This window comes from Uniformispora flossi, from assembly GCF_049534875.1.
Classification (GTDB): Bacteria; Actinomycetota; Actinomycetes; order Streptomycetales; family Streptomycetaceae; genus Yinghuangia; species Yinghuangia aomiensis.
In genome coordinates, this window is the sequence record NZ_JBMULZ010000027.1 from 32291 (window position 1) to 56336 (window position 24046).

The 24046-nt window shown below is 72.0% G+C and carries 20 protein-coding genes; 11 read left to right on the forward strand and 9 right to left on the reverse strand.

Going from position 1 to position 24046, the window contains the following annotated elements; all coding sequences use genetic code 11:
* Window positions 1–4 precede the first annotated feature (4 nt).
* The 3 genes from ACPA54_RS35825 to ACPA54_RS35835 all read right to left on the reverse strand — a co-directional run bounded on the left by ACPA54_RS35825 (window position 5) and on the right by ACPA54_RS35835 (window position 3815).
* Window positions 5–1180, reverse strand: a complete 1176-nt coding sequence (locus tag ACPA54_RS35825) for an ABC transporter ATP-binding protein (RefSeq protein WP_423536260.1) — start codon at window positions 1178–1180, stop codon at window positions 5–7.
* A complete protein-coding gene (locus ACPA54_RS35830) occupies window positions 1170–2309 on the reverse strand; it encodes an ABC transporter permease (RefSeq protein WP_423536261.1) in 1140 nt (379 codons plus the stop codon). Before ACPA54_RS35830 ends, ACPA54_RS35825 begins: the two co-directional genes overlap by 11 nt.
* 276 nt (window positions 2310–2585) lie before the next feature.
* Window positions 2586–3815 (reverse strand): glycosyltransferase family 4 protein, encoded by a 1230-nt coding sequence (locus tag ACPA54_RS35835; protein WP_423536263.1) that lies wholly within the window; start codon window positions 3813–3815, stop codon window positions 2586–2588.
* Window positions 3816–3928: 113 nt separating this feature from the next.
* Here ACPA54_RS35835 and ACPA54_RS35840 point away from each other — a divergent pair, with 113 nt between their 5' ends.
* The 6 genes from ACPA54_RS35840 to ACPA54_RS35865 all read left to right on the forward strand — a co-directional run bounded on the left by ACPA54_RS35840 (window position 3929) and on the right by ACPA54_RS35865 (window position 12383).
* On the forward strand, window positions 3929–5092 hold the full coding sequence (locus tag ACPA54_RS35840; RefSeq protein WP_423536265.1) for a glycosyltransferase: 1164 nt from the start codon (window positions 3929–3931) through the stop codon (window positions 5090–5092).
* A 192-nt stretch (window positions 5093–5284) separates the two neighbouring features.
* Complete coding sequence (locus tag ACPA54_RS35845) at window positions 5285–7258, forward strand: AAA family ATPase (RefSeq protein WP_423536266.1); 1974 nt, start codon at window positions 5285–5287, stop codon at window positions 7256–7258.
* Window positions 7255–8415, forward strand: coding sequence for a glycosyltransferase (locus tag ACPA54_RS35850; RefSeq protein ID WP_423536267.1), 1161 nt, complete (start codon window positions 7255–7257; stop codon window positions 8413–8415). Before ACPA54_RS35845 ends, ACPA54_RS35850 begins: the two co-directional genes overlap by 4 nt.
* Complete coding sequence (locus ACPA54_RS35855; protein WP_423536269.1) at window positions 8412–9608, forward strand: GNAT family N-acetyltransferase; 1197 nt, start codon at window positions 8412–8414, stop codon at window positions 9606–9608. The genes ACPA54_RS35850 and ACPA54_RS35855 overlap by 4 nt, the downstream gene beginning before the upstream one ends.
* 43 nt (window positions 9609–9651) lie before the next feature.
* The gene (locus ACPA54_RS35860; protein WP_423536271.1) at window positions 9652–11205 is read left to right on the forward strand and encodes a hypothetical protein; all 1554 of its coding nucleotides are present in this window, start codon (window positions 9652–9654) and stop codon (window positions 11203–11205) included.
* Window positions 11196–12383 carry a DegT/DnrJ/EryC1/StrS family aminotransferase gene (locus ACPA54_RS35865; protein ID WP_423536273.1) on the forward strand — a complete coding sequence of 396 codons (1188 nt, stop codon included), beginning with the start codon at window positions 11196–11198 and terminating at the stop codon, window positions 12381–12383. Before ACPA54_RS35860 ends, ACPA54_RS35865 begins: the two co-directional genes overlap by 10 nt.
* 25 nt (window positions 12384–12408) lie before the next feature.
* Here ACPA54_RS35865 and ACPA54_RS35870 read toward each other — a convergent pair whose 3' ends face one another.
* Window positions 12409–13515 carry an ADP-ribosylglycohydrolase family protein gene (locus ACPA54_RS35870; protein WP_423536274.1) on the reverse strand — a complete coding sequence of 369 codons (1107 nt, stop codon included), beginning with the start codon at window positions 13513–13515 and terminating at the stop codon, window positions 12409–12411.
* 274 nt (window positions 13516–13789) lie between these two features.
* Between ACPA54_RS35870 and ACPA54_RS35875 the strand changes: the two genes are divergently transcribed.
* Window positions 13790–14365 carry a DUF6643 family protein gene (locus ACPA54_RS35875; RefSeq protein ID WP_423536276.1) on the forward strand — a complete coding sequence of 192 codons (576 nt, stop codon included), beginning with the start codon at window positions 13790–13792 and terminating at the stop codon, window positions 14363–14365.
* A 130-nt stretch (window positions 14366–14495) separates the two neighbouring features.
* Here the strand turns inward: ACPA54_RS35875 and mshC are convergent, their stop codons facing one another.
* Entirely contained in the window at window positions 14496–15722 is a 1227-nt protein-coding gene (gene mshC / locus ACPA54_RS35880; protein ID WP_423536278.1) for a cysteine--1-D-myo-inosityl 2-amino-2-deoxy-alpha-D-glucopyranoside ligase, read from the reverse strand.
* Window positions 15723–15943: 221 nt separating this feature from the next.
* On the opposite strand from mshC, the gene ACPA54_RS35885 reads away from it, so the two are divergent.
* Complete coding sequence (locus ACPA54_RS35885; RefSeq protein WP_423536280.1) at window positions 15944–16699, forward strand: TetR/AcrR family transcriptional regulator; 756 nt, start codon at window positions 15944–15946, stop codon at window positions 16697–16699.
* Window positions 16700–16836: 137 nt separating this feature from the next.
* Window positions 16837–18378 carry an MFS transporter gene (locus ACPA54_RS35890; RefSeq protein WP_423536335.1) on the forward strand — a complete coding sequence of 514 codons (1542 nt, stop codon included), beginning with the start codon at window positions 16837–16839 and terminating at the stop codon, window positions 18376–18378.
* Between the two features lie 9 nt (window positions 18379–18387).
* Here the strand turns inward: ACPA54_RS35890 and ACPA54_RS35895 are convergent, their stop codons facing one another.
* The 3 genes from ACPA54_RS35895 to ACPA54_RS35905 all read right to left on the reverse strand — a co-directional run bounded on the left by ACPA54_RS35895 (window position 18388) and on the right by ACPA54_RS35905 (window position 20613).
* Window positions 18388–19248: an SCO1664 family protein gene (locus ACPA54_RS35895; RefSeq protein WP_423536282.1), complete on the reverse strand. Its 861-nt coding sequence runs from the start codon at window positions 19246–19248 to the stop codon at window positions 18388–18390.
* A complete protein-coding gene (locus ACPA54_RS35900; protein ID WP_423536284.1) occupies window positions 19218–19784 on the reverse strand; it encodes a DUF3090 domain-containing protein in 567 nt (188 codons plus the stop codon). Before ACPA54_RS35900 ends, ACPA54_RS35895 begins: the two co-directional genes overlap by 31 nt.
* A 91-nt stretch (window positions 19785–19875) precedes the next feature.
* Window positions 19876–20613 carry a histidine phosphatase family protein gene (locus ACPA54_RS35905; protein ID WP_423536285.1) on the reverse strand — a complete coding sequence of 246 codons (738 nt, stop codon included), beginning with the start codon at window positions 20611–20613 and terminating at the stop codon, window positions 19876–19878.
* A gap of 119 nt (window positions 20614–20732) precedes the next feature.
* Here ACPA54_RS35905 and corA point away from each other — a divergent pair, with 119 nt between their 5' ends.
* Both corA and ACPA54_RS35915 read left to right on the forward strand, forming a co-directional pair.
* On the forward strand, window positions 20733–21716 hold the full coding sequence (gene corA / locus ACPA54_RS35910) for a magnesium/cobalt transporter CorA (RefSeq protein WP_423536286.1): 984 nt from the start codon (window positions 20733–20735) through the stop codon (window positions 21714–21716).
* Window positions 21717–22091: 375 nt separating this feature from the next.
* Entirely contained in the window at window positions 22092–22715 is a 624-nt protein-coding gene (locus ACPA54_RS35915; protein WP_423536288.1) for a hypothetical protein, read from the forward strand.
* Between the two features lie 69 nt (window positions 22716–22784).
* Here the strand turns inward: ACPA54_RS35915 and ACPA54_RS35920 are convergent, their stop codons facing one another.
* Entirely contained in the window at window positions 22785–23831 is a 1047-nt protein-coding gene (locus ACPA54_RS35920; RefSeq protein WP_423536337.1) for an LLM class F420-dependent oxidoreductase, read from the reverse strand.
* Window positions 23832–24046: the final 215 nt, after the last annotated feature.

Genomic DNA, 24046 nt, shown 5'->3' on the forward strand with positions numbered 1-24046 from the left:
GGGCTCACGTCTCCCAGTGGTGTTCGACGTACACGGGTGCCGCCATGACGACCGCGCGGGGCGGCGTCTCCAGGTCGGGACCGGTGACGTCGAACTGTTTGGCGGGCGCCCAGCTCATGAGCGGGTGCCCGTCGGTGTCGTAGACGCCGACCCACAGGGCGTAGCGGCCGCGAGGCAGCGGGAGTTGGTCGAGGGTGCAGCGGATCTGGTTGCCCGCCCAGCCGAGGTAGATCTCCTTGCGGGCGGTGAAGACCGGGCTTGCGGTGCCTTCGGTGACGCCGATGTGCAGGACGGCGGGTCCGGTGCGTTCGGTGGTGAAGTCGAGGTCGACGACCATCGGCGCGCTCGTGGTGGGCTGCGGATGGTCGAGGCCGCGGATGTCGCAGTAGGAGAAGCGCACGGGCTCGTTGGTCTTGACGCGCAGTGCGGTCTCGTCTTCGACGCTGTCGCGGTAGCCGCGCAGAGCGGTCCGGATGGGCCCGTCGGTGCGGATGTCGCCTTGTTCGAGCCAGATGCCGCGCGTGCATATGGACTCGACGGACGCGAGGTCGTGGGAGACCAGCACGAGGGTGGTGCCCTGTTCGAGGACGACACGCATGCGGTCCAGGCACTTCTGCTGGAAGAGCGCGTCGCCGACGGCGAGGACTTCGTCGACGAGGAGGACGTCGGGTTCGAGGAACGCGGCGACGGCGAAGCCGAGGCGCATCTGCATGCCGGACGAGTACCACTTGACCTGCCGGTCGATGGCGGTGCCCAGTTCGGCGAAGTCCACGATGTCGTCGAAGCGCTTGGCGACTTCGGCGCGTTTGAGGCCGAGGAGGGAGCCGTACAGGTAGGCGTTCTCCCGGCCGGTCAGGTCCGGGTGGATGCCCGCGCGGACTTCGATGAGCGCGCCGATGCGGCCGCGGACCTCGAGCTTGCCGGCGTACGGGTACATGACGCCGGTGAGCATCTTGAGCAGCGTCGACTTGCCGGACCCGTTGGAGCCGATGAGGCCGACGGCCTCGCCCGGTTCGATGTGCACGTTGATGTCGCGCAGCGCCCACCGCCAGTCCGCCTGGTCGCGGCGGGTGACCTTGCGGACGATGCGGCCGAGGTTGTCGCGCAGCAGCATGCGGCGGCTGTCGGCGCGGAACCGCTTCCACAGGTGGGTGGCTTCGATGCTCCCGTCAGGCAACATCCGCGATCCCCGTTTCCAGCTTCTTGAAGATCTTGTAGCCGACGAGCAGCATCAGCGTGGCGGACAAGGCCGCGACGCCGGTGAGCTTCCAGTCGGGCATCTGGCCGTAGAGCATGGTGCGCCGGTAGCCGTCGATGACCGCGGCGAGCGGGTTCGCGGCCACGTAGGGCACGAGCCAGTCCTTGGTGATCTGGTCGAGGCCGTAGGCGACCGGGGTGGCGAACATGCCCATCTGCATGAGCAGCGGCAGCATGTGCCGGATGTCGCGGAAGTAGACGACCGAGGCGGAGAGCAGCAGGGCCGCCCCCATCGCGACCTCGATCTGGATGACGAGGAACAGCGGTGCGATGTACGTGGTCTGCGCGGGTGCCTTGGTGTAGACCGCGAACAGCAGGACGAGGACGATCGTCGCGATCATCATGTCGAACAGGGCGACGATGATGGTGGCGAGCGGGAAGACCTCGCGCGGGCAGTACACCTTGTTGAGCAGCGGGCCGTTGGACACGATCGCGTTGGCGCCCTGGGTGACCGCTGCCATGAAGAACGTCCAGCCGAGCAGGCCGACGTAGCTGAACAGCGGGTACGGCGCGCCGTGCGACTCGGCGATCTTGTTGACGTTGCCGACGCGTTGGAAGACGACGGTGAAGACCAGCATGAGCATGACCGGCGTGAGCACCGCCCAGGCGAACCCGAGCACGGCTTGCTTGTAGCGGGCGCGCAGGTCGCGTTCGGCGAGGGTGCGGACGAGCTCGCGGGCCTTCCACAGTTCGCCGATGCCGCGCAGCAGGCCGGTGCGGCGTTTGAAGCGGAGTTCCGGCGGCGGGCCTTCGGGGATCTCACGGGGCGGCTGCGTGGCGACCGCGGCGTGGGCGCCGAAGCCGCCGTGGCGCGCCGGGGCGCGGCCGTTGGCAGCGCCGTCCGATGACCCGTTGGTTCCGTTGGTTCCGTTGGTTCCGCTGGTTCCGCTGGTTCCGTGCGGCCCGTAGGGGGCCGGGTGTTCGATGGCGGGCCCGGGTTTGGCGTGCCGGCCTCCGGCGGCCCGCGGTGCCGCCGGTTCGGCGCCGGGCGCGCCGATGTGCGGCCCGGGCGGCTGCCTCGGGCCGGGCGGGTGGTGCGTCTGACCGTTCATCCGGGCGTGCGGCCACGCGCCATCGCCGCGCGCGCCGACAGACCCCCCCACAGCGTCCCCCACGGACTCCCCCTCCCTGGTCCGCCGTCAACTCTGGCACAGGACCGGGCGCCGCGAACGCGAATCACTCGTACGAGATCAACCGGCAGTTCGCGGGCATTCCCAGCAGAGCCCCACATTCGGCCCGCTCGGCACCCGGCACGGCAACTGACCGTCTGCTACGTCCTGTTGCGGCCGAACTCCCCCGGCCTGCCCCCTGTGACGACCTGTCTACCATCACGAGGAGGCCGGTGCCTCCGCCATGACGGACTGCAAAAGATCTTCCCAGGCACCGACGACGGCCTCCATGGCGAAAGCCTTCGTGCAGTGCTCGTACGCCGCGGCGCCCCACGCGTCGCGGTGTGCCACGGCGCGCCCGATGGCCGCCGCGACCGCGCCGGGGTCTCCGGACGCGGCAAGTGCGCCGGTCCGGCCGTCGAGGACGACGTCGCGAACGAACCCCACATCCGTCGCGGCCGCCGGGATTCCCGACAGTCCGGCCTCGACCAGCACTCCCGGGACGCCTTCGCTCGCGCTGGTGAGCAGCAGCGCGTCGGCGGCCCGGTAGACCGGTGCGGCGTCGCCTACCGTACCGAGAAATCGCACCCTCCCGGGCGCGCGCCGGTCGGCCAGTGCGGCGAGTTCGGCGCGTTCGGGGCCGTCACCCGCGACGAGGAGCAGCGGGGCGGCGTCCGGAAGTTCGCGTTGCCGCAGGTCGGACGGGTCGGCGGTGGCCGCGGCGCCGGTGATGCCGACGAGGTGGCGGGCGAAGCCTTCGATGGCGAGGCCGACGCGTTTTTCCCGGCTGAGCGCGCCGACGACGGCGATCACGACGGCGTCGTCGGGGATGCCGAGTTCCTTGCGGGCGGCGGCCCGGGAGGCGGCGTCGACGCGTAGGTACGCCTCGGGGCGGCGGCCGTTGGGGATGGCCCGGACCTTGCCGGCCGGCAGCCGGTAGTGGGCGACGAGCAGGTCGCGGCCGGTCGGTGACACCGAGGCGGTCATGGCGGCGCGGTGCAGCATGGCGCCGACGCGCAGGCGTTGGTCGGGGCGGGCGGCCCAGTGCCGGGGATCGCCGATGTTGACGTACACGAACGGCGTGCGGCGGAAGGCCAAGGCGAGGGTGCACGCGGGCAGGGTGGTCGAGCCGTGGGCGACGACGACTCCGGCGCCGGCCGTGGCGCGGCGCAGCGCGCGCAGGGTGCGCGGGTGCATGCGGGTCGGGCCGAGTACGGCGACGTCGCGCACGCTCGCCGGGGCGGCTTCCGCCGGGCCTGACAGCGGTGCCGTGGCGGCGGAACCACCGGGCGGGGTGCCGTCGTCCTGGGGCGCGAGAGCGGCGATCCGCGAGTTCCAGCCGCGTGCGCGCAGTTCCCGGTGCAGTTCGTGCGCGAACACCTGGGCGCCGCGCGGCCGGGGGTCGGTGATCAGGTGCAGCACCCCGGATCGGGGTGGTGTCAAACGCATGGGATGGCAGGTTGTCATACATCCTGCTGCGCCGCGCAGGTTCTGATGACATGCTCGTGCGGGGAGCCGACTCGGGGTGGGTCTGGGGCGCGGATCGGCGCTTCAGGAGACATATGGGGGTTGTGCCCGTGCACGTGTTGCACGTGATCGACAGCGTCGATCGGGCCGGGGGGGCCGAGCAGGCGTTGGCGGTGACCGCGACGCATTTGATGCGCCGAGGGATCACGCTGGATGTCGCGTATCTGCTCGACATCGACGGTTTTCAGGCGGAGTTGAGCGATGCCGGAGCGGCGTTGTTCGGAGTGCACCGGGGGTCGAGGGCCGGGTCGGTGGCCGGGCTGCGCCGGGTGATCAAGGACCGCCGGCCGGATCTGGTCCATACGACGCTGTTCGAGGCGGACGTGGCGGGCCGGATGGCGGCCGTGTCGTGCCGGGTTCCGGTGGTGTCGAGCCTGGTGAATTCGGCTTACGGGCCCGAGCAGTTCGCCTCGCCGAACCTACGGCGGTGGAAACTGCGTGCCGCCCAGGGGCTGGACGCGCTGACGGCGCGCGGCGTACGGCGGTTCCATGCGCTGACCGACCACGTCGGGGACGTGATGGCGCGCCGGTTGGCGGTGCCGCGGTCGAAGATCGATGTGGTGCCGCGCGGCCGCGATCCGAAGCTGCTGGCCGAGGCGCGGGCGCGCCGGAGTGCCATGCGGGTCGAGTTGGGTGTGCAGCCGGGGGCGCCGCTGCTGCTGGCCGCCGCGCGGCAGGAGTACCAGAAGGGTTTGGACGTCCTGGTCGAGGCGTTCGCGCGGGTGCGGGCCGAGGTGCCGGAAGCCGTGCTGATGCTGGCCGGCGCGCCGGGTTCGCAGACGGAGCGGTTGCGGGCGGCCGCCGCGGGGATCGGCGGCGAGGACGCCGTGCGTTTCCTGGGGGAGCGCCAAGACGTCCCGGAACTCATGGGCGCGGCCGACGTCTTCGTGCTGTCCTCGCGTTGGGAGGGCTTGGGCAGCGTGGTGATCGAGGCGATGGGCACGGGTGTGCCGGTGGTCGCGACGGATCTGCCGCCGGTGCGCGAGATCGTCGGCTCGGAGGACTGCGCGGTGCTGGTGCCGCCGGAGGACGCCGAGGCATTGGCCGCCGCGCTGATCGACGCGGCCACGGACCGGATCTCCGCGAACATGCGCGCGGAGGCGGCGCTGGCGCGCTTCACCGGCACGTTCACGGTCGACCGGGTGTGCGACCGCATGGTGGAGTTCTACGAGCGCGCACGGGTGGGAAGCGGCACGTGATCCTTCCGCACACCGCACCGGGGAGTTGCCTTCAAGGGCATGCCAAGTCCCAGGAAAACCTCCACAGTTCCGGCACATCAGCGGACCACCTGGCAGAAACCCGTGAACTACCGTTGACCTGCTCGGAAAACTCGCCGTGCCCGATCGCTCACTCGGCGGCGCATTCGATTCCGTTGAACCGGAGGGGGACCGGTGGAGACCTCTAGCTACTTCTCCGTCCTGCAGCGCCGCTGGAAGCTCGTGGTGGCGTGCTTCGCGGTGGGGTTGGTCGCGGGTTTCATGCTGACCCCGTCGAACCCGAAGACGGTCGGCAACCAGTGGACCAGCTCGATCGACATCGTGCTGGCCCCGGAGAGCGCCGACAACAAGGACTTCAGCCTGACCACGGTCAAGTGGGTGTCCGATGCGGGCGAGGTCGCCAAGCAGGTCGGCGCCAAGCTGCACCAGGACCCGGCGGTGCTGGCGGGCCGGATCACCACGGGTGTCAACGGCGAGGTGGGCACTCTCACGATCACCGCGAAGGACGCCACCAAGACGGACGCCGAGACGCTGGCGCGGACCTGGGCGGACACCACCGTCGCGGTGTTCAAGGACCAGCAGCGCGCCCAGTTGCAGGCCGCCGCGGACGCCAAGAAGCCGGGCCTGGACAAGCTGAGCAACGACATCTCCGCACTCGAGCAGCAGATCACCCAGGCTCCGGCCGCGAAGAAGGGCCTGCTGCAAGCCGAGCGCGATTCGAAGATGAGCAGTTACCAGACCCAGCTGAACCTGCAAGGCAAGCTCGCCGACCCGCTGTTCGACCCGCGCGTGATCGTGCAGGACAACCTGCGCAGCACCCCGCAGGCGGCGACCAGCATCCTGGCGCCCACGTCCCGTCCGCTGCGGCTGGCGCTGGCCGCCGCGCTCGGCCTCGCCTTGGGCTTGGTGGCGGCCCTGATGGTGGACCGCATGGACATGCGGCTGCGCAACCGCATGCAGGTCGAGGACGCGTTCGGCATGCCGGTGATCGCCGAGGTGCCCCGGGCGTCGCGGCGGATGCGCGCCGGGCATGCGCTGCTGGTGGCGGCGCGGCCGGGCAGTCCGGTCGCGGAGGCCTACCGGTCGCTGCGCTCGGCTCTGCTGCTGTCGGGGCCGCCCGGGCTGGCGTTCCGGCTCGGCGAAGCGCCCCGTACCGGACTGGGATCGTCGCTTCCGGTACGCCAGTTCACCGACCCCGCGCCGGTGATCCTGGTGGTGTCGCCGAAACCGGGCGACGGGCGGACCACGACGGTCGGCAACCTGGCCGCGGCACTGGCCGAAGCCGGGCGTTCGGTGCTCGTGCTGGACTGCGACTTCCGCAATCCCGAGGCACACCTGTACTTGGGCACGAAGCCGGGCACCGGCCTGTCCGAGCTGCTGCTGGCCGAGCGCGAGACCGACCTGCAGCACGTGATCCGGGCGACGGAGATCCCGCACGTGCGGATGATCACCGGCGGCGCGCCGACGAGCTACCCGGCGGCGCTGCTGCTGCGGGTCGGCGAGGTCATCGCGCGGGCCCGGCACCACGCCGACGTCGTGCTGCTGGACAGCGCGCCGCTGCTGTTCGCCAACGACACCAACGACCTGATCCAGCACTCCGACGCGATGCTGGTCGTCACGAAGAGCGGCAACCTGACGCCGGACCAGGCGTCGCGGGTGTCCGAGCTGCTGACCCGGACCGGTGTGCCGGTGGCGGGTATCGCGCTGATCGGCACCGACCCGTCGTCGGTGGGCGTCCGGTCGGGCCGCGGCCGCTCCGGGCTCGCGGTGCCGGGGGCCGGGCTGATCCTGCGCGGGCGTGCCGCGGCGCAGGAGTCGGCGGAGGACGGCGAGCGTTCCGCGCCGAGCTGGGCGCGCCGTCCCGAACTCGGCGACGGCACCGCGCCGGTGCCGGCCGGGCGGTCGGACGACGGCCAGGAAGAGCCGCCTTACGGAGCGGACGGCAAAGCGGACGACAAGGCAGACGACAGGGCAGCAGGCGATTCCTTCGTGCACACCGCGGAGTTGCGCACGATCACGGTGCGGCCGGGCGAACCGCACGGGTTCTCCGCGTCGGACGGTTACGGCGGCGGCAGCTTCCTCGACGACGACCCGGCCGATCTGGGCTACTTCCCGCGGCCGGGCCGGTCCGGCGAGGACCGGTCGTGACCGCCCGTGTCGGCGGGCCCGTCCCGAAGGTGCGGGTGCTGTGGCTGACCAAGGGGCTCGGGCGCGGCGGCGCCGAGCAGCTGCTGGTCAACTGCGCGCGGCATGTGGACACCGAGCGGTTCGAGGTCGAGGTGGCCTATGTGCTGCCGTGGAAGGACGCGCTGGTTCCGGCGCTCCGAGCTGCCGGGGTGATGGTGCACTGCCTCGGCGACACCGGCGGTTCGGCCGCGGACGCGGAAGGCGCCGGGCGTGCGGACCGGACGTGGCCGCTGCGGCTGCGGCGGCTGGTGAGCGCGCGCGGGTACGACATCGTGCACACGCACATGCCGGTCCCCGCGGTGGCCGCCCGGACGCTGATCCGCCGCGGGGTGACGCTGGTGCACACCGAGCACAACCTGTGGCACCGCTACCGGACGCCGACACGGCTGGCGAACGCGTGGACCTACCGCCGCAATTCCGCGGTCGTCGCGGTGTCGCAGGCGGTCGCGGACACCATCGCGCCGTCGCGGCTTCCGGTGTCGGGCGTACGTGTCGTCTACCACGGACCCGATCTGGGCGGCGTGGTGCCGGGTGCGGGTGCGCGCGAGCGGGCCCGGCGGCTGCTGGATCTGGATCCGGACGCGTTCACCTATGCCGTGGTCGCCAACTTCACGCCGAAGAAGGACCACGCGGGCATCCTCGACGCGCATGCGCTGCTGCGTGCTGCCGAGCCGGGGGCGCGACTGGTGCTGATCGGGCTCGGGCCGCTGGAGGCGGAGCTGCGCGAGCGCGCGGCCCGGCCGGATCTGTCGGGGTCGGTGGTGTTCACCGGCTCCCGCGGTGACGTGCCGGAACTCCTACCCGCCTTCGACCTTTTCGTGCTTGGCTCGCGTCAGGAGGGTCTGCCGGTCGCGCTCATGGAGGCGATGGCCACGGGTCTGGGTGTCGTCGTCACGCGGGTGGGCGGCATGCCGGAGATCGTGACCGACGGCGTCGAGGGGCGCGTGGTCCCGCCCGGTGATCCGGGCGCGTTGGCCGCGGCGCTCGCGCAGGCCGCCGCCGATCCGGCGCGCCGCCGCGCGTGGGGGAAGGCGGCACGTTTGCGTGCGGAGACGTTCGACGTCGCGGGTGCGCAGCGGCGGATCGAAGACGTCTATCGAGAGGTGCTCGCGCGATGACTGAATTCACGGTGCGCGAGGTGGCAAAGGACGACGAGCCCCAGGTGCTGGAGCTGCTTGCGGCGGCTTTGGCGGGCGGCCCGACGGGGGAACGCACGCAGGAGTTCTTCGACTGGAAGCACCGCGACAACCCGTTCGGGTCGAGCCCGGGTCTGGTGGCGGTGGACGGGGACGGCCGCTTGGCGGCGGTGCGGCTTTTCCTGCGCTGGGAGTTCGCGCACCAGGGCGCGACGGTGCGGGCGGTACGGGCGGTGGACACCGCGACGCGGCCGGACGTGCAGGGCCGCGGCCTGTTCACGAAGCTGACGCTGGGGCTGCTGGAGCGGCTGGGCGAGGACACCGACCTGGTGTTCAACACGCCCAATGCGAACAGCTTGCCGGGGTATCTGCGGATGGGCTGGCAGGAGGTCGGCAAGGTGCCGATCGCGCTGCACCCGATCCGGCCGCTGGCGTTCGCGAAGGGCTTGCGGGAGCTGCGGTCGGCGGAGGCCGAGGGCGGCGCGCCGGCGGCCGCGGCAGTGGCCGTGCCGACCCCGTCGGCTGCCCGGGGCGCGGTGAGCAGTTCGTACGCGTCCGGGGGTTCGTCGTCGGCGAGTGCGTCGGCCGGCCTGTCCGCGGGCTTCTCCCCCGCGGCGGGCGGGCACGGCGACGAGGAGATCCGCTGCCGGTTCCCCACCGCGCGGCAGTTCTTCGCGGACCCGGCGGCGTGCAACGGGTTGGCCGAGCTGATCGCGGATGCGGACGGCGCGGACGCGGCGTTGTGGCCGGACCGGCTGCGGACGCGCACGACGGAGCCGTACCTGCGCTGGCGGTACGGGGCGGCGCCGGGACTGGACTACCGCGTGGTGGCCGCGTACCGGCAGGGCGTGCTGGACGGGGTGGCGTTCGGCCGTCCGCGGCGCCGCGGGCCGCTGGCCGAGTTCACGCTGTCGCAGCTGCTGATCCGGCCGGGCGACCGGTTGACGGCGCGGCGGCTGCTGTCCGCGGCCGGGCTGTCGGGCTGCGACCACGTGGCGACGCATCTGACGCCGGGGTCGGATGCGGCGCGGGCGGCGCGGTACGCGGGGTATGCGGTGCCGCCGCGCACCGGCATGCTGCTGGTGGCGCGCCCGCTGCGGCCGCTGCCGTACGGCATGGACGTGCACACCCTCAACTCCTGGCATCTGGCCCTGGGTGACCTGGAGGTCTTTTGAGCGGCCTGCCGCGCGATCCCGCCGACGCGACGGGCCGGGTGCGGTGATCGGGGACGTTTCGGGCTGGGCGCTGCCGCGCCGCCGCCCGCGGGTTCCGCGCGTCCCGTGGTCGGGTGTCGCGGCGACGGCGGTCGTCGCCTTCTATGTGGCGGCGTTCGCGTGGGCGATGGAGCACCGCGCCTACGACATGTGGGGCGCGTTGATCGTGTTCCCTCTGCTGCTGACGCTCAGCATCCCGATTCTGGAGCGGCTGACCCGCGACGACGACCCGTGGATGCAGAAGATCGTCGTGTGGGCGCTGGTGGCCAAGCTGGTGGCGTGTTTCGCGCGGTACTGGATGGCATTCGTGTTGTACGACGGCAACTCCGATGCGGCGACCTACGATTTGGTGGGGCGGCATCTCGCGGTGGCGTTCCGGGACGGCGACTTCACCCCGGACATCCACCGCAAGGTGATCGGCACCGGTTTCATCATGATCGTGACCGGGATCGTGTACGCGTTCGTCGGCCAGTCGATCCTGGCCGGATACCTGGTTTTTTCCTGGATGGGTTTCTGGGGCCTGTACCTGTGCTGGCGCGCGTTCGGGATCGCGTATCCGGACGGCGACCACAAGCGGTATGCCAAGTTGGTTTTCTTCCTGCCTTCGCTGTTGTTCTGGCCGTCCGGGATCGGCAAGGACACGTGGATGCTGCTGACGCTCGGCATGTGCGCGTACGGCACGGCGCTGCTGCTGGTGCGGCGGCGCGGCGCGTACGTGTTCCTGCTGCTCGGCATGACCGGCGCGACGATGGTGCGTCCGCACATCACGGTGCTGGTGATGTGCGGACTGATCGTGGCGTTCCTGCTGCGTACCAGGCCGCAGCAGGTGTCGGCGCTGGGGCCGCTGCGGGCCGGGTTCGGCGCGGTGGTGCTGGGCGCGGGTGCGGTGGTGGCGCTGAAGCAGGTCGGGAAGTTCTTCGGGACGGCCGATCTGAGTGCGGGTGCGGCGGCGGAAGTGGCGAGCCGGACGCAGACGCAGACGGCGCAGGGCGGTTCGGGCCAGCAGGCGGCGGAGCAGACGAGTGCGATTTCGCCGTCGCATTTGCCGCAGTCGCTGATGACGGTGCTCTTCCGGCCTTTTCCTTTCGAAGTGCACAATATGCAGGCACTGCTGGCGTCGCTCGAAGGCGTTGTGCTGATGGGCTTGGTGGTGACGTCGCTGGTGCGTTTGCGGCGCATTCCGGCATTGTTGGTGAGACGGCCCTATTTGGCGTTCGCGCTGGTCTACATGCTGGTTTTCGCGATGGCATTCGCGAACATCAAGAACTTCGGGATCCTCACCCGGGAGCGGGTGCAGGTGTTTCCGTTCGCCTTGATTCTGCTGGGTGTGCCGAAACCCGATCCGCCGCCGGAGCGTTCGCCTCCGCGGCGGAAGCGGGTCCCGGCGGCGGCCGATGGCGTGGGGGCCAAGGCGGCGGGCGCACCGGGTTTGGGCGCACCGGGTTCGGGAGCACGGGGTTCGGAAGCACAGGGTTCGGGAGCACGGGGTTCGGGATCGGACGGTTCGGCCGGGGCGGGCGTCCCGGCCGCAGGGAGGGGGGATTCGCAATGGCGGTGAACGAGGGCGGGGCGGGGCTTCCGGCTTTCCTGGGCGGGGCTCCGGCGTTCCCGGAGGGGCTGCCGCTGACCCGGGTGGCGGTGCCGGACCAGGCGGAGGTGGAGAGCCGGTTCTCCGCGATCCTGGCGAGCGGGCAGCTGACGAACGGTGCGACGGTCCGCGAACTGGAGGAGGCCGCCGCGGAGTTCCTCGGCGTTCCGCACGTGGTCGCGGTGTCGAACTGCACAAGCGGCCTGATGCTGGCGCTGCAGGCGTTCGGGGTGTCGGGGCGGCGGGTCGTGATGCCGAGCTTCACGTTCTCGGCGACCGCGCACGCGGCGGTATGGGCGGGCGGGGCGCCGGTCTTCGCGGAGGTCGACGAAGGCACGCTGACGCTGGACCCGGCCGACGCCGCGGCCGCGCTGGCGCCGGGCGCGGGTGCGCTGATGGCCACGCACGTCTACGGGACGCCGTGCCGCGTCGAGGAGTTGGCGAAGGTCGCCTCGGATGCCGGGGTGCCGCTGCTGTACGACGCCGCGCACGGGTTCGGCAGCCGCCGGGCGGGCCGCGCGGTGGGCGGGTTCGGGACGGCGGAGGTGTTCAGCCTCAGCCCGACGAAGGTCGTGGTGGCGGCCGAGGGCGGGCTGATCGCGACGCACGACGGCGCGCTGGCGGAGACCTTGCGGCTGGGCCGCGGGTACGGCAATCCGGGCGACTACGACTGCGTGTTCGCGGGCTTGAACGCGCGCATGTCGGAACTGCACGCCGCGTTGGCGCTCGTATCGCTGCGGTCGCTGCCCGAGCGGATCGCGCACCGGGGGGCGCTGGCGGCGGCGTTCGGCGCCCGGATCACCGGGCTGCCGGGGGTGCGGCTTCCGGCGCTCGCCGAGGGCGACACGTCGACGTGGAAGGACCTGACGCTGATCGTCGACCCGGACGCGTTCGGCTGCGGCGCGGCGAAGCTGGCGGAGCTGTTGCGGGCGGAAGGGATCGACTCGCGGCGGTACTTCTACCCGGCCGTGCACCGGCAGAAGGCGTACGAGGGGCTTGCCGAGCAGCGGCCGCTGCCGGTGACGGAGGCGATGGCCGACCGGGTGCTGACGGTGCCGCTGTGGTCGCACATGGACGAGGCGACGGTCCTGGGGGTCGCGGACGCGGTCGTGCGGATCCAGGCGCACCTGGCGGCGGACGAGGGCTGAAGCCCGCCGCGGCGCGGGCGGGGGCCTACCGCGCCCCGGCCCGCGCCACCGCGAACGTCCGCTCCGCCAAGTCGGCGATGCGGCACTCCCCCGCGTCGGGCACCGCCGTGTTCACCCGGTCGGCCGCCGCGTGCCGCCATTCGACGGGAAGCCCCGCGGTGCCGGCGAGGACCCCCGCGATAGAGCCGACCGCGGCGGCGTTCGTCTCCGGGTCGCCGCCGCCGGCCGCGGCCAGGTCGACGCAGCGCTGCCAGTCGCCGTCGCCCCACAGCAGGGCGGCCGCGATCGAGGACGCGCTGCCGATCGCATGGCGGGCGCCGTAGCGCTCGTGGGCCGCCCGGATCTCCGCCAGCGCGTCGTCCCACTCCCGGCCGCGCGCGTGAGCCACCAGGACGTCGCAGAGCGCCTCGAACAGCCGGGTGCGGGACGGGACATGCCGCAGCGATACGGAGACCGCCTCGGCGGCACTGCGGGCCGTGAAGGCGGCAGCGGCCAGGGCGGCGACCCACATCGCGGCGTACAGCCCGCTCGCCGCATGCGACAACTGGGCGTCTTTGCGGGCGAGCCGGGCGGCCCGGCGCGGGTCGCCGGGGGCGAGGTAGCCGTACAGGTCGGCGCGGGCGAGAGCGTCGTCGTTCTCGCGGGTGACCGGCACCGCCGCCGGATCCACGACGCCGTCGACGAGGTTCCGGTACGCGTCGCGCTCGTCGCCGCCGGGCCGCAGGAACGGCAGGGTCAGCAGCCAGAGCGACGCCATCTGGTCGTGGGTGAACCCGGGCCCGTGCAGTTCCAGGAGCCGCAGGGTGAGCACCGCGTGGTCGACGGGGCCGTGGCGGTCGACGAGTCCGGGGTGCCGGGCAGGGGCGGGGGCGGGCCACTCCGCTCCCGCGCACCGGCCGAGCCAGCCGGACCGGATCCGGTCCCGCAGCACGCCGTCGGGCGGCGGCGGGTCGGGCGGCCCGGCGGGCGGGAGGCGCGCGTCGATGGCGGCGTCGCCGGAAGGCTCGTCGGACTCGCTCGCGGACCCGCGGCGCCGCCCGTCGGAGCGCGGCGCGCCCGGTGGCCCCGAAGCCGCCGGTCGCTCGTCGAACCTCCCGGCGGGCCCCCGGGTTTCACGTCTTTCATCGCGCATGGTGTCGGCCCTCCCGGTGCGGGTAGGTCATGCGGGGCGGCGGGGCAGACGGTCATCATGCTCCGCGAGTTCCGGAAAGACCACAGTTCGCCGCACATCCCCACGCGAATGGGCCAATCCGAGCGAATCGCCCTATCACACCCCTGTTGTGTTGCGCGCATGTTGCGCCTTCGCGGGGTGCTTCGGCGCGTTGGCGGAAAAGCAACGGGAACCTCGGAAATTCGACACGTCGAAGGGGGTTCGCAACGGGCGGGAATCGCGTACCTTAGCGGCCATGACCTCGGCTCGTGCCTTTGACGGCGGCTTCTATTCGCCGTATTCGGAGACTCCGATCTACGACCGTCTGGTGGCCGAGCGAGGCCGTCCGGAGATCGGTCCCATGCATGTGCCCGCGCCGGACTTCACGGGGCTCGGACACTACTCGCGCTTCGGCGAGCGCCCGGCACTGCCGGCGCTGCCCGCGCTCCCGTCCTCGTATTCGCCTCCGTCGTACGGCAGTTCGGCGTACGGCGCGACGAGCGGCAACTACCCGAGCGTGCAGTCGGGGGCGTACTCCCCGGCGCCGCAAGGCGGTTCGCCGTACCCGAACGCCGGCTACGGCGCCCCCGCGGCCCTGCCGCCGGCGCTTCCCGCCGCCCCGATGCCGGTGCAGCACAGCGGGCAGTACGCCGCCGCGCCGCAGCCGTACGCGGGCGGAATGCAGCCGCTTCCGCAGAACTACCGTCCCGCCCCGGGCGCCCCGCAGGGCTACCGGCCGGCCCCGGGCGCGCCGCAGCAGTACGTGCAGCAGGTGCCGCCGCCGCGGGCGCCGGGCCGTCCCGAGCCGAGCGGATTCCACGAGCGGTACTGACCCCGCGCGCGGGGCACGCCGCCCCGTTCCGTCGAACAGCGCGCCGCACAGCCGAGTACGGCACCGCAACGACGAAGCGCCCGAGCCTTTCACGGCTCGGGCGCTTCGTCGTGTTGCGCGGCTGATCGGCTCAGAGTGCGATGCCCAGCAGGGCGTCGACGGCGCGCGACGCGACGCCGGGGGCGCCTTGGTCGCTGCCGCCTTCCCGGAGCTGCTTTTCGGCCCACGCGTCCATCGCGGCGAGGGCGCCGGGGGCGTCCAGGTCGTCGGCGAGGCGGTCGCGGAGTGCGGCGAGCAGGTCGTCGGCCGGGGGGCCGTCGGGGCGGGAGACGGCGGCGCGCCAGCGGCCGAGGCGGAGTTCGGCGGTGGCGAGGACGTCGTCGGTCCACTCCCAGTCGGACCGGTAGTGGTGGGCGAGCAGCACGAGGCGCATCGCCATCGGGTCGATGCCGGCTTCGCGGAGCTTGGAGACGAAGACGAGGTTGCCGCGCGACTTCGACATCTTCTCGCCGTGCAGGGCGACCATGCCGGCGTGCACGTAAGCCTTGGCGTACGGGGCTTCGCCGGTGGCGACCTGCGCGTGCGACGCGCCCATCTCGTGGTGCGGGAAGACGAGGTCGGAGCCGCCGCCCTGGACGTCGAACGCCATGCCGAGGTGTTCGAGCGCGATGGCCACGCATTCGATGTGCCAGCCGGGGCGGCCGGGGCCGAGCGGGCTGGGCCAGGACGGTTCGCCGTCGCGGGCGGCGCGCCACAGCAGCGGGTCGAGCGGGTTCTTCTTGCCGGGGCGCTCCGGGTCGCCGCCGCGTTCGGCGGACAGCCGCAGCATCTCCTCGGCGCTGAACCCGGAGACGCCGCCGAAGCGTTCGTCGGAGGCGACGGAGAAGTAGACGTCGCCGTCGACCTCGTAGGCGGCGCCCTTGTCGCGCAGGTCGACGACGAGCGGCACGATCCGGTCGATCGCTTCGACGACACCGACGTAGTGGTCCGGCGGCAGGACGCGCAGGGCCGTCATGTCGTCGCGGAACAGCGCGGTCTCGCGTTCGGCGAGGGCGGTCCAGTCTTCGCCGTCGCGGGCGGCGCGCGCCAGCAGCGGGTCGTCCACGTCGGTGACGTTTTGCACGTAGTGCACGCGGTGCCCGGCGTCGTGCCAGGCCCGCTGGAGGAGGTCGAAGGCGACGTAGGTGGCGGCGTGCCCCATGTGCGTGGCGTCGTACGGCGTGATGCCGCAGACGTACAGCCGGGCCACCGGCCCTGGGGCGGTCGTCACGAAGTCCCGCGCGGCGCTGTCGAACACGCGCAGGGATGCGCCCTGACCTGGGAGGACGGGCAGCTCGGGTGCGGGCCAGGCATACATGCATAAGAGCGTAACGGCAGGGGTCGCGTGCGCGGCGACCGGCAGCCGGGCGAACGCGTGCGCGAAGGCTCCGGCGAATCCGCCCCCGAAGGTAGTGGAGAGAATCTCTCCGCTTCTGCTACGGTCGAATCAGTTAAGTGGAGGGAATCTCTCCACCTCCTGTTCGTGAGTATTGCCGTGACCGATGCCGTGACCGTTTCCGTGGCCCGAGGAGATCCGCAATGGGCGCAGCAGCCGACCCCCCGCAGGCGCCGGGGAAGACCCCCGGGACGACGCCGGACGGGTCCGCCCCGGGCGGCAAGCCCGGCCGGATGCGGGCGGACGCGCTGCGCAATCGGCGGCTGATCCTCGACGCGGCGCGCGACGTCTTCATCGAGGCGGGCCCGGACGCGCCGCTGGACGAGATCGCCCGGCGCGCGGGCGTCGGCATCGCCACGCTGTACCGCCGCTTCCCGGACCGCGAGGCGCTGATCCGCGGCGTCGTCCTGCACACGTTCACGGTGCTGTCCGACACGGTGCAGGCCGTCCGCGAGGAGGCCGCCGACCCGTTCGACGCGCTGCGCCGCTTCATGCACGTCGCACTCGACCAGAAGATCGGCGCGGCCATGCCCGCGCTGGTCGGCTGCGTGGACTTCGACGACGAGCTGGACAACGCACGGCGGGGCCTGGGCAGCCCCATCGAGGAGCTGCTGCGGGAAGCGCAGGCGGCCGGCCTGGTGCGTCCCGATGTGGCCTTCGGCGACATCACGCTCATGGTGATCCGGCTGTGCCGTGCGCTTCCGGCGGTCACCAAGCTGCTCGTGGACGACCGCCTGGCGCACCGCCAGCTCGACATCTACCTCGACGGCCTGCGCAGCGACGGCACCCCAGCACGTCACAGTTTGCCGCCGCCGCTCGTCACATTGGCGGACTTCGACCGGATCCGCGCCGAGCTGCACGCGGCGCACAAGAACGAGAACGGCTCCGCACCCGGGTGACCTGTGCGGGCGCGCGGGCCCGCCGCTCGCCACCGCATCCCCTCAGGAACAGCGCGACCCCCATACGCAGAACGCTGATGAAGAAGGCGATCACCATGGATTCCTCGGCCACCCCCGCCGCGGCCTCCGCTCCGAACATGTCCAAGGAAGACGCAGCCACGGACGAACTCAGGAGCGGCGCGCCACCGGTGAACCCGAAGCGCTGGGTCGCGCTCGCGTTCATCGCGCTCGCCCAGCTCATGGTCATCATCGACGTGACGATCGTGAACATCGCCCTTCCGTCGGCGGCGAAATCCTTCGACGTGTCCGACTCGGGCAAGCAGTGGGTGCTCACCGCATACACGCTCGCATTCGGCAGCCTGCTGCTGATGGGCGGCCGGATCGCGGACTACATGGGCCGCAAACGGACCTTCCTCATCGGCTTGTCCGGTTTCGCGGTGGCGTCCGCGTTGGGTGGCGCCGCCCAGTCGTTCGGGCTGCTGCTGGCGGCCCGCGCCTTGCAGGGCGGTTTCGGGGCGCTGCTGGCGCCGGCCGCGCTGTCGCTGCTGGCGGTGCTCTTCACCGACGCGAAGGAGCGCGCCAAGGCATTCGGCATCTTCGGTGCGATCGCCGGCGGCGGCAGCGCGCTCGGGCTGGTGCTCGGCGGCGCGCTGACGGAGTACCTGGACTGGCGCTGGTGCTTCTACGTGAACGTGCCGGTGGCGTTGGTCGCCGGGACGGGCGCCTACATGGTGCTGACGGAGACGCGCGCGGCCGGCCGCGCCCGGTTCGACCTGCCGGGACTGGCGCTGGCCACGTCCGGACTGTTCGCGATCGTGTACGCGCTCAGCGAGGCCGAGTCCAAGGGCTGGGGTTCGGCGCTCATCGTGGGCCTGCTGATCGGCGGTGCGGCACTGCTGGCCGCATTCGTGTACGTCGAGACCCGCGTCGACGGGCCGCTGCTGCCGCTGCGGGTGGTGCTGAACCGGACTCGCGGCGGCGCCTACACGGCGATCGGCCTCGCGGTGATCGGCATGTTCGGGCTGTTCCTGTTCCTGACGTTCTACCTGCAGGTCGTCAAGGGCTACTCGCCGGTGCGTGCCGGGTGCGCGTTCCTGCCGATGTCCGTCGGCGTGGTGATCGCGGGCGCCGGCATCACGCCGCGACTGATCACGAAGGTCCCGCCGCGGATGCTCGTGGTACCGGGTCTGCTGCTGTCGTCGGTGGCGATGTTCATGCTGTCGCGGATGGACGTGGACACCGGCTTCTGGACGTGGATCATGCCGTCCGAGGTGCTCGTCGGCATCGGCGCCGGCCTGGTGATGTCGTCCGCGATGAACTACGCGACCCACGGCGTGGCCCCGCACGAGGCGGGCATCGCCTCCGCCATGGCCAACACGTCGCAGCAGGTGGGCGGTTCGATCGGTATCGCGCTGCTGAGCACGATTTCGACGAGCGCCAAGGCGGACTACCTGAAGTCGCACCCGCCGACGACGCCGCGCGGCGTCCACGAGGGCCTGGTGCACGGGTACACGACGGCGACGATGTACGCCGGGTTCATGCTGCTGGGCGCGGCGCTGCTGGTCGGCCTGATCATGAACACGCCGCGGCCGAAGCAGCAGGCCGAGGAACCGGGCACCGGCGCCACGCCGGACGCGGAACGCTCGGCGGCCGCGTCGCCCGCGCTCCACGTCGGCTGAGCAAGCGGTTCAGATCAACGGCCAAGGCACCGCCGGCCGACGCCCCGGCGTCGGCAGGGGGTGCCTTCGGCTTTGCCGCAGGCCCGCGATCCGGGCGCGGACCGCGTCGACCTCGGCGGCGGTCAGGTGCTCGCCGAGGGCGCTCGCCAACGGCCCCTTCGGGTCGTCGAGTTCCGCGGCGAGCCGGGACAGGGTGTCCAGCGCTTCGGCCGGCAGCTCCTCGCCCGCCCAGCCCCACAGCAGGGTCCGCAGCTTGTCCTCGGTGTGGAGGCAGATCCCGTGGTCGATGCCGTACACGCGCCCGTCGGGGCCGGGCAGCAAATGGCCGCCCTTGCGGTCGGCGTTGTTGGCGACCACGTCGAAGACCGCGACGCGGCGCAGCGCGCCGGTGTCCGCATGCGTCAGGTAGGCGGGCGTCGAGCCGCCCTCGCCGTCGTCGAGCGCGACCTGCACGATCGGCAGCCAGCCTGGCTGCGGCGTCTCCTGGAGGTCGACGAGGCCGTCACCCGGGTCGCCGTCTATCCACAGCTGGCACATGCCCGTGCCGTAGGGGCCGTCGCGCAGCACGGTCGGCGGGACGATCCCCCAGCCGGTGGCTTCGGACAACAGGTAGGTGGCCACTTCGCGCCCGGCGAGGGTGCCGTCCGGGAAGTCCCACAGCGGCCGCTCGCCCGCGACCGGCTTCCACACGCACTGGCGTGCCACGCCGTCCAGTTCGACGCGGCAGTACAGCGTCGCGTTGGACGCATCGGTCAGCCGGCCCTCGACGGTGATCTCGCCGCGGGCCAGCAGCTCTTCGGCGGCCGCGGTGTCCAGCGGGCTGCCGACGTTTCCGCCGCTCAGCGCCGGTAGCCGTTCGCTCTCGGGCAAATGTGGCCCTCGGCGTCCATGGGCAGACCGCAGAACGGGCACGAAGGCCGGCCCGCGGCGACCACGAGCAGCGCGCGCTTGGCGAACGCGCGGGCCATCGGACCGGTGAGGCGCACGCGCAGCAGCGGCGGGCCGTCCTCGTCGTCCTCGCCGAGGAGCGTGTCCTCGGGGTTCTCGTCGTCGGGGATCTGGGCCTGCGCCTCGACGACGAGGCGCTCGGCGTCCGAGTCCCACGCGAGGGCCATGGTGCCGACGCGGAACTCCTCGAGGATCGGCACCTCCAGCGGTGCCGCGTCCTCCAGGTCGGACGGCGCGACGGCGGGCACGGTCGTCTCGCCGCCGCTGCGCCGCACCAGCTCGTCGAGGAGTTCGTCGACGCGCTCGGCGAGCACCGCGACCTGCTGCTTCTCCAGGGCGACGCTGGTCACGCGGCCACTGGAGGCGGCTTGCAGGAAGAAGGTGCGCTGTCCCGGTTCGCCGACCGTCCCGGCGACGAAACGCTCCGGGGGGTCGTACAGGAAGACCTGGCGGGGCACGAGTTGCTCCGTACTACTCGTACGTACTGGACATGGCGGCCATCGGGAACGCGCGCCGAGGCTGCGCTATTCCGTCGGCCCTCGCTGCACCCTACGGTGCCCCGGCTCCGCCGCCCACCACCGCATCGTCCGCCGGGGGCGCGTTCTTCGCGCGGCGGCGGCGTTTGGGGGCGGGCAGCAGTGCCTCGACACCCCCGCCGGTGTCGTTCAGGCGCGCGACGAACGGGCGCGTCCGGCCGTAGTGCACGACGGTGAGCGAACACGGGTCGACGACGATGCGCTGGAAGAGGTCGAGGTGCATGCCGAGCGCGTCGGCCACGATCGCCTTGATGACGTCGCCGTGCGAGCAGACCAGGTACTGCACGTCGGGGCCGTGCTCGGCTTCCAGGCGCGCGTTCCAGTCCCGGACGGCGTTGACCGCGCGGGCTTGCGTATCGCGCAGCGCTTCGCCTTCCGGGCCGGGGAAGACGACGGCGCTGGGGTGGTTCTGCACGACCTGCCACAGCGGGTCTTTCGCCAGCTTGCCGATTTCCTGCCCGGTCCAGTCGCCGTAGCGGCATTCGCCGACCCGCTCGTCGACCTGCACGCCGGCGTCGAGTGCGAGCTTGGTGCCTTCCCGGGCGGCGGCGATTTCCGCGGCGGTCTCGCGGCAGCGGTCGAGCGGGCTGGAGACCACGGCGGCCAGCGGCACCGGGGCGATCCGGGCGGCGAGGGCCGCCGCCTGTTCGCGGCCGCGGTCGTCGAGGGACACCCCCGGAGACCAGCCGGCCAGGACACCCGAGGAGTTCGCGGTGGTCCGGCCGTGCCGGACCAGAAGCAGCGTCGCCATCCGAGCACTCTACGGGGATCCGGCAGACGGTGCGTTTGTGCGCCGATGCGCTGCCCAGCGGCCCGGTTGTCCACAGGCCGGGCACCGGTTTGCCCCATCGGGGGCCGGGACGGGCCAGAATGGCGGGCGTGATCGTGGACTGTGCCATCTACCGCAAGGGCGTCCGTACGGAGGGCCCCGCCGATTTCTCGGACGCGCTCGACGAAGCGCGCGCGAGCGGCGATGCCTTCCTGTGGATCGGGCTGTACGAGCCGACCGAGAGCGAGTTCGCTCTCGTGACGAGCGAGTTCGGGCTGCATCCGCTGGCCGTCGAGGACGCGCTGCACGCCCACCAGCGGCCGAAGCTGGAGGAGTACGACGACTCGGTCTTCATGGTGCTCAAGACGCTGCACTACATCGACGAGACGTCGTCGGTGGAGACCGGCGAGCTGATGATCTTCATCGGCGACTCGTTCATCGTCACGGTGCGGCACGGGGCGGCCAACCCGCTGACCGGGGTGCGCAAGCGCCTGGAGAAGAAGCAGACCGTGCTGCAGCACGGGCCCGGCGCGGTGATGTACGCGGTGTGCGATGCGGTGGTCGACACCTATGTGACGGTCTCGAGCGAGCTGGAGACGGACCTCCAGGAGCTGGAGGGCCGGGTCTTCTCCGAGCACCGCGACAACGACGCGGAGCGGATCTACCTGCTGAAGCGCGAGGTGCTGGAGTTCCGGCGGGCCGCGCAGCCGCTGACGGATCCCATACGGCGGCTGTCCGCGACCGAGGTGACATACATCCCCGCCGAGACGCGGCCGTTCTTCCGCGACGTCGGCGACGGTCTCGCCAAGGTGAACGAGCAGGTCGACTCGTTCGACCGGCTGCTGTCCGACGTGCTGAGCGCGAACCTCGCCCAGGTGGGCGTGCGGCAGAACGAGGACATGCGCAAGATCTCGGCCTGGGCGGCCATCGCCGCCGTGCCGACGATGATCGCGGGCATCTACGGGATGAACTTCGACCACATGCCGGAACTGCACCAGTGGTGGGGCTATCCGGCCGCGCTGATCGTGATGCTGATCGCGTGCGTGTCGATCCACCGGCTGTTCAGCCGCAACGGGTGGCTGTGACGCGGTGCTCGCCTTCGGGCCGACGTCGACCAGGTCTCAGAGCCCGACAGGTAGGGAAGCAAACAGCCCGGGTGTCCCTCACACGGGTGGTCGTGGCGGTTCCGTCGCTTCGTGCCCGCAACCCTTTCGGGGACTGGTCGTTGAGTGGGGTGACGGCCGCGGCGGGGCTGCATCGGATCCCCCGCCCCGGCCGTAAAACGTGCCGGGGGCGGAGGGCGGGTTTGCGGCGCGGCGGCTCCGCGACGGGCGATGGTGTACGTTTGGCGGCTTTCGTGATCCCCGCGGCACCCGGCCCCCGGCGCCCGGCGCCGGATTCCCCGCATAGGCTGGTCCGGTACACAGGCCCGGACCAAGGCCAGGGGAGATCAGGTGGGGATGTTCGGCAGACCGGGTAGGCAGCGCACCCAGCGCACCCAACCGCCCGCGGTACCAGCAACGGGCGCCGCCGGGGCCGACTGGTCGTCCCACCGCGAACTCGAAGACGCCGTGCGGGCGTACCTGCTGCATCCGGACATCGCCCTCGAAGCCTTGGGCGCGGTTCTCGGCCGTCGGCCCGTCCGCGCATTCACCCTCGAACGCGTCGTCGACATCAACGCCAACGGCACGTCCGTGTGGCAGGAAGCCGCCGTCTGCGACGACCACCGCCTGGTGTTGTGGCACAGCGAGGACATGACCGACGCGTCCGCGCCCGGCGGCACCGTGCTCGACTCGTCGGTGCAGGTCATCCCGCTCGGCTCGGTGTCCCACGTGGGCATACGCACGCTGGTCGGCACGACCACCGACGGCGACCGCGAAATGCGCGGCGCCTACGTGTTCCTGGCCACGCCCACCCTCCAGGAGATCACCACCGTGCGCGGCGAAGAGGGCACCTCCACCGGCCGGTTCCGCCAGGAGGCCTACCGGTTCAGCAAGTCGCTCGACGACGGCGGGCCGGGGCAGATCCAGCGGCTGCTGGAGTTCGCCCACGTCGTCGCGGAGCGCGTCCCCGGGCCGCGCTGACCTTCCGTCGGAACGCCGAGATCCCGCCGCGGACGGCGGGATCTCGGCGTTTCCGGAGGCTTGCGCCGATCACGCCAGGCCGGACAGCTCCAGCGCCTCGGCCACCGTGCGGAGCGTGGCGACGCGGCCTTCCAGGGTCTCCGCGTTCGGCGCGATGGTGAGCGTGGTGACGCCCGAGTCGGCGTAGGCGTGCATGCGGTCGGCGATGCGCTCCTTGCTGCCGAGCAGCGCGGTCTTGTCGATCAGGTCGTGCGGGATGGCCATGCCGGCGCCCAGGTAGTCCTTGGCGAGGAACTTGTCCTGGATCTCCGCGGCCTCGGCTTCGTAGCCCATGCGGCAGGCGAGGTTGTTGTAGAAGTTCTGCTTCCGGCTGCCCATGCCGCCGATGTAGAGGGCGGCGTAGGGGCGGACCGCGTGCGCGGCTTCGACGGGGTCGTCGCCGACCACGACGGGGACGGTCGGGACGACGTCGAAGCCGTCCATCTTCAGGCCGGCCTTCTCCCGTCCGGCACGGACGTGCTTGAGGGATTCGTCGGCGTGCTCGGGGGCGTAGAAGACGCCGAGCCAGCCGTCCGCGATCTCGCCGGCGAGTTCCAGGTTCTTCGGGCCGACGGCGGCGATGTAGAGCGGGATGTGCTCACGGACCGGGTGCACGGTGAGCTTGACGGGCTTGCCCTGGCTGTCCGGGAGCGGGAGCTGCCAGTGCGCGCCGTGGTGCTCGAGGCGCTCGCGGCGCATGGCCTTGCGGACGATCTCGACGTATTCGCGGGTGCGGGCGAGCGGCTTGTCGAAGCGGACGCCGTACCAGCCTTCGGAGACCTGCGGGCCGGAGACGCCGAGGCCGAGGCGGAAGCGGCCGCCGGACAGGACGTCGAGGGTCGCGGCGGTCATCGCGGTCATGGCGGGGGGGCGGGCGGGGATCTGGAAGATCGCCGAGCCGACGTCGATGCGCTCGGTCTGCGCGGCGACCCAGGACAGCACGGTGGCGGCGTCCGAGCCGTACGCTTCCGCGGCCCAGCAGACCGCGTAGCCGAGCCGGTCGGCCTCCTTCGCGACGGCGAGGTTGTCGGCGTCGTTGCCCGCGCCGAAGTAGCCGAGGTTGATGCCGAGCCGCATGCCCATGCCGGTGCCTCCCAGTCGGTGTGCCGTGTCGTTCCGATCGGACCCTACCGGTACAAGCTACTGGTCGGTAACCGTTCGGGAAGTCGGTATTGCCGCCGGGTCGGCGGCAGCCCGTCCCCGGCGCCCGGTGGTGCCGCCGCCGGGAATCCGAACACCTGACCAGAAACGCCCGACCCGGGCACCGCCGTACGGCCCCGCCATCGCCGCGC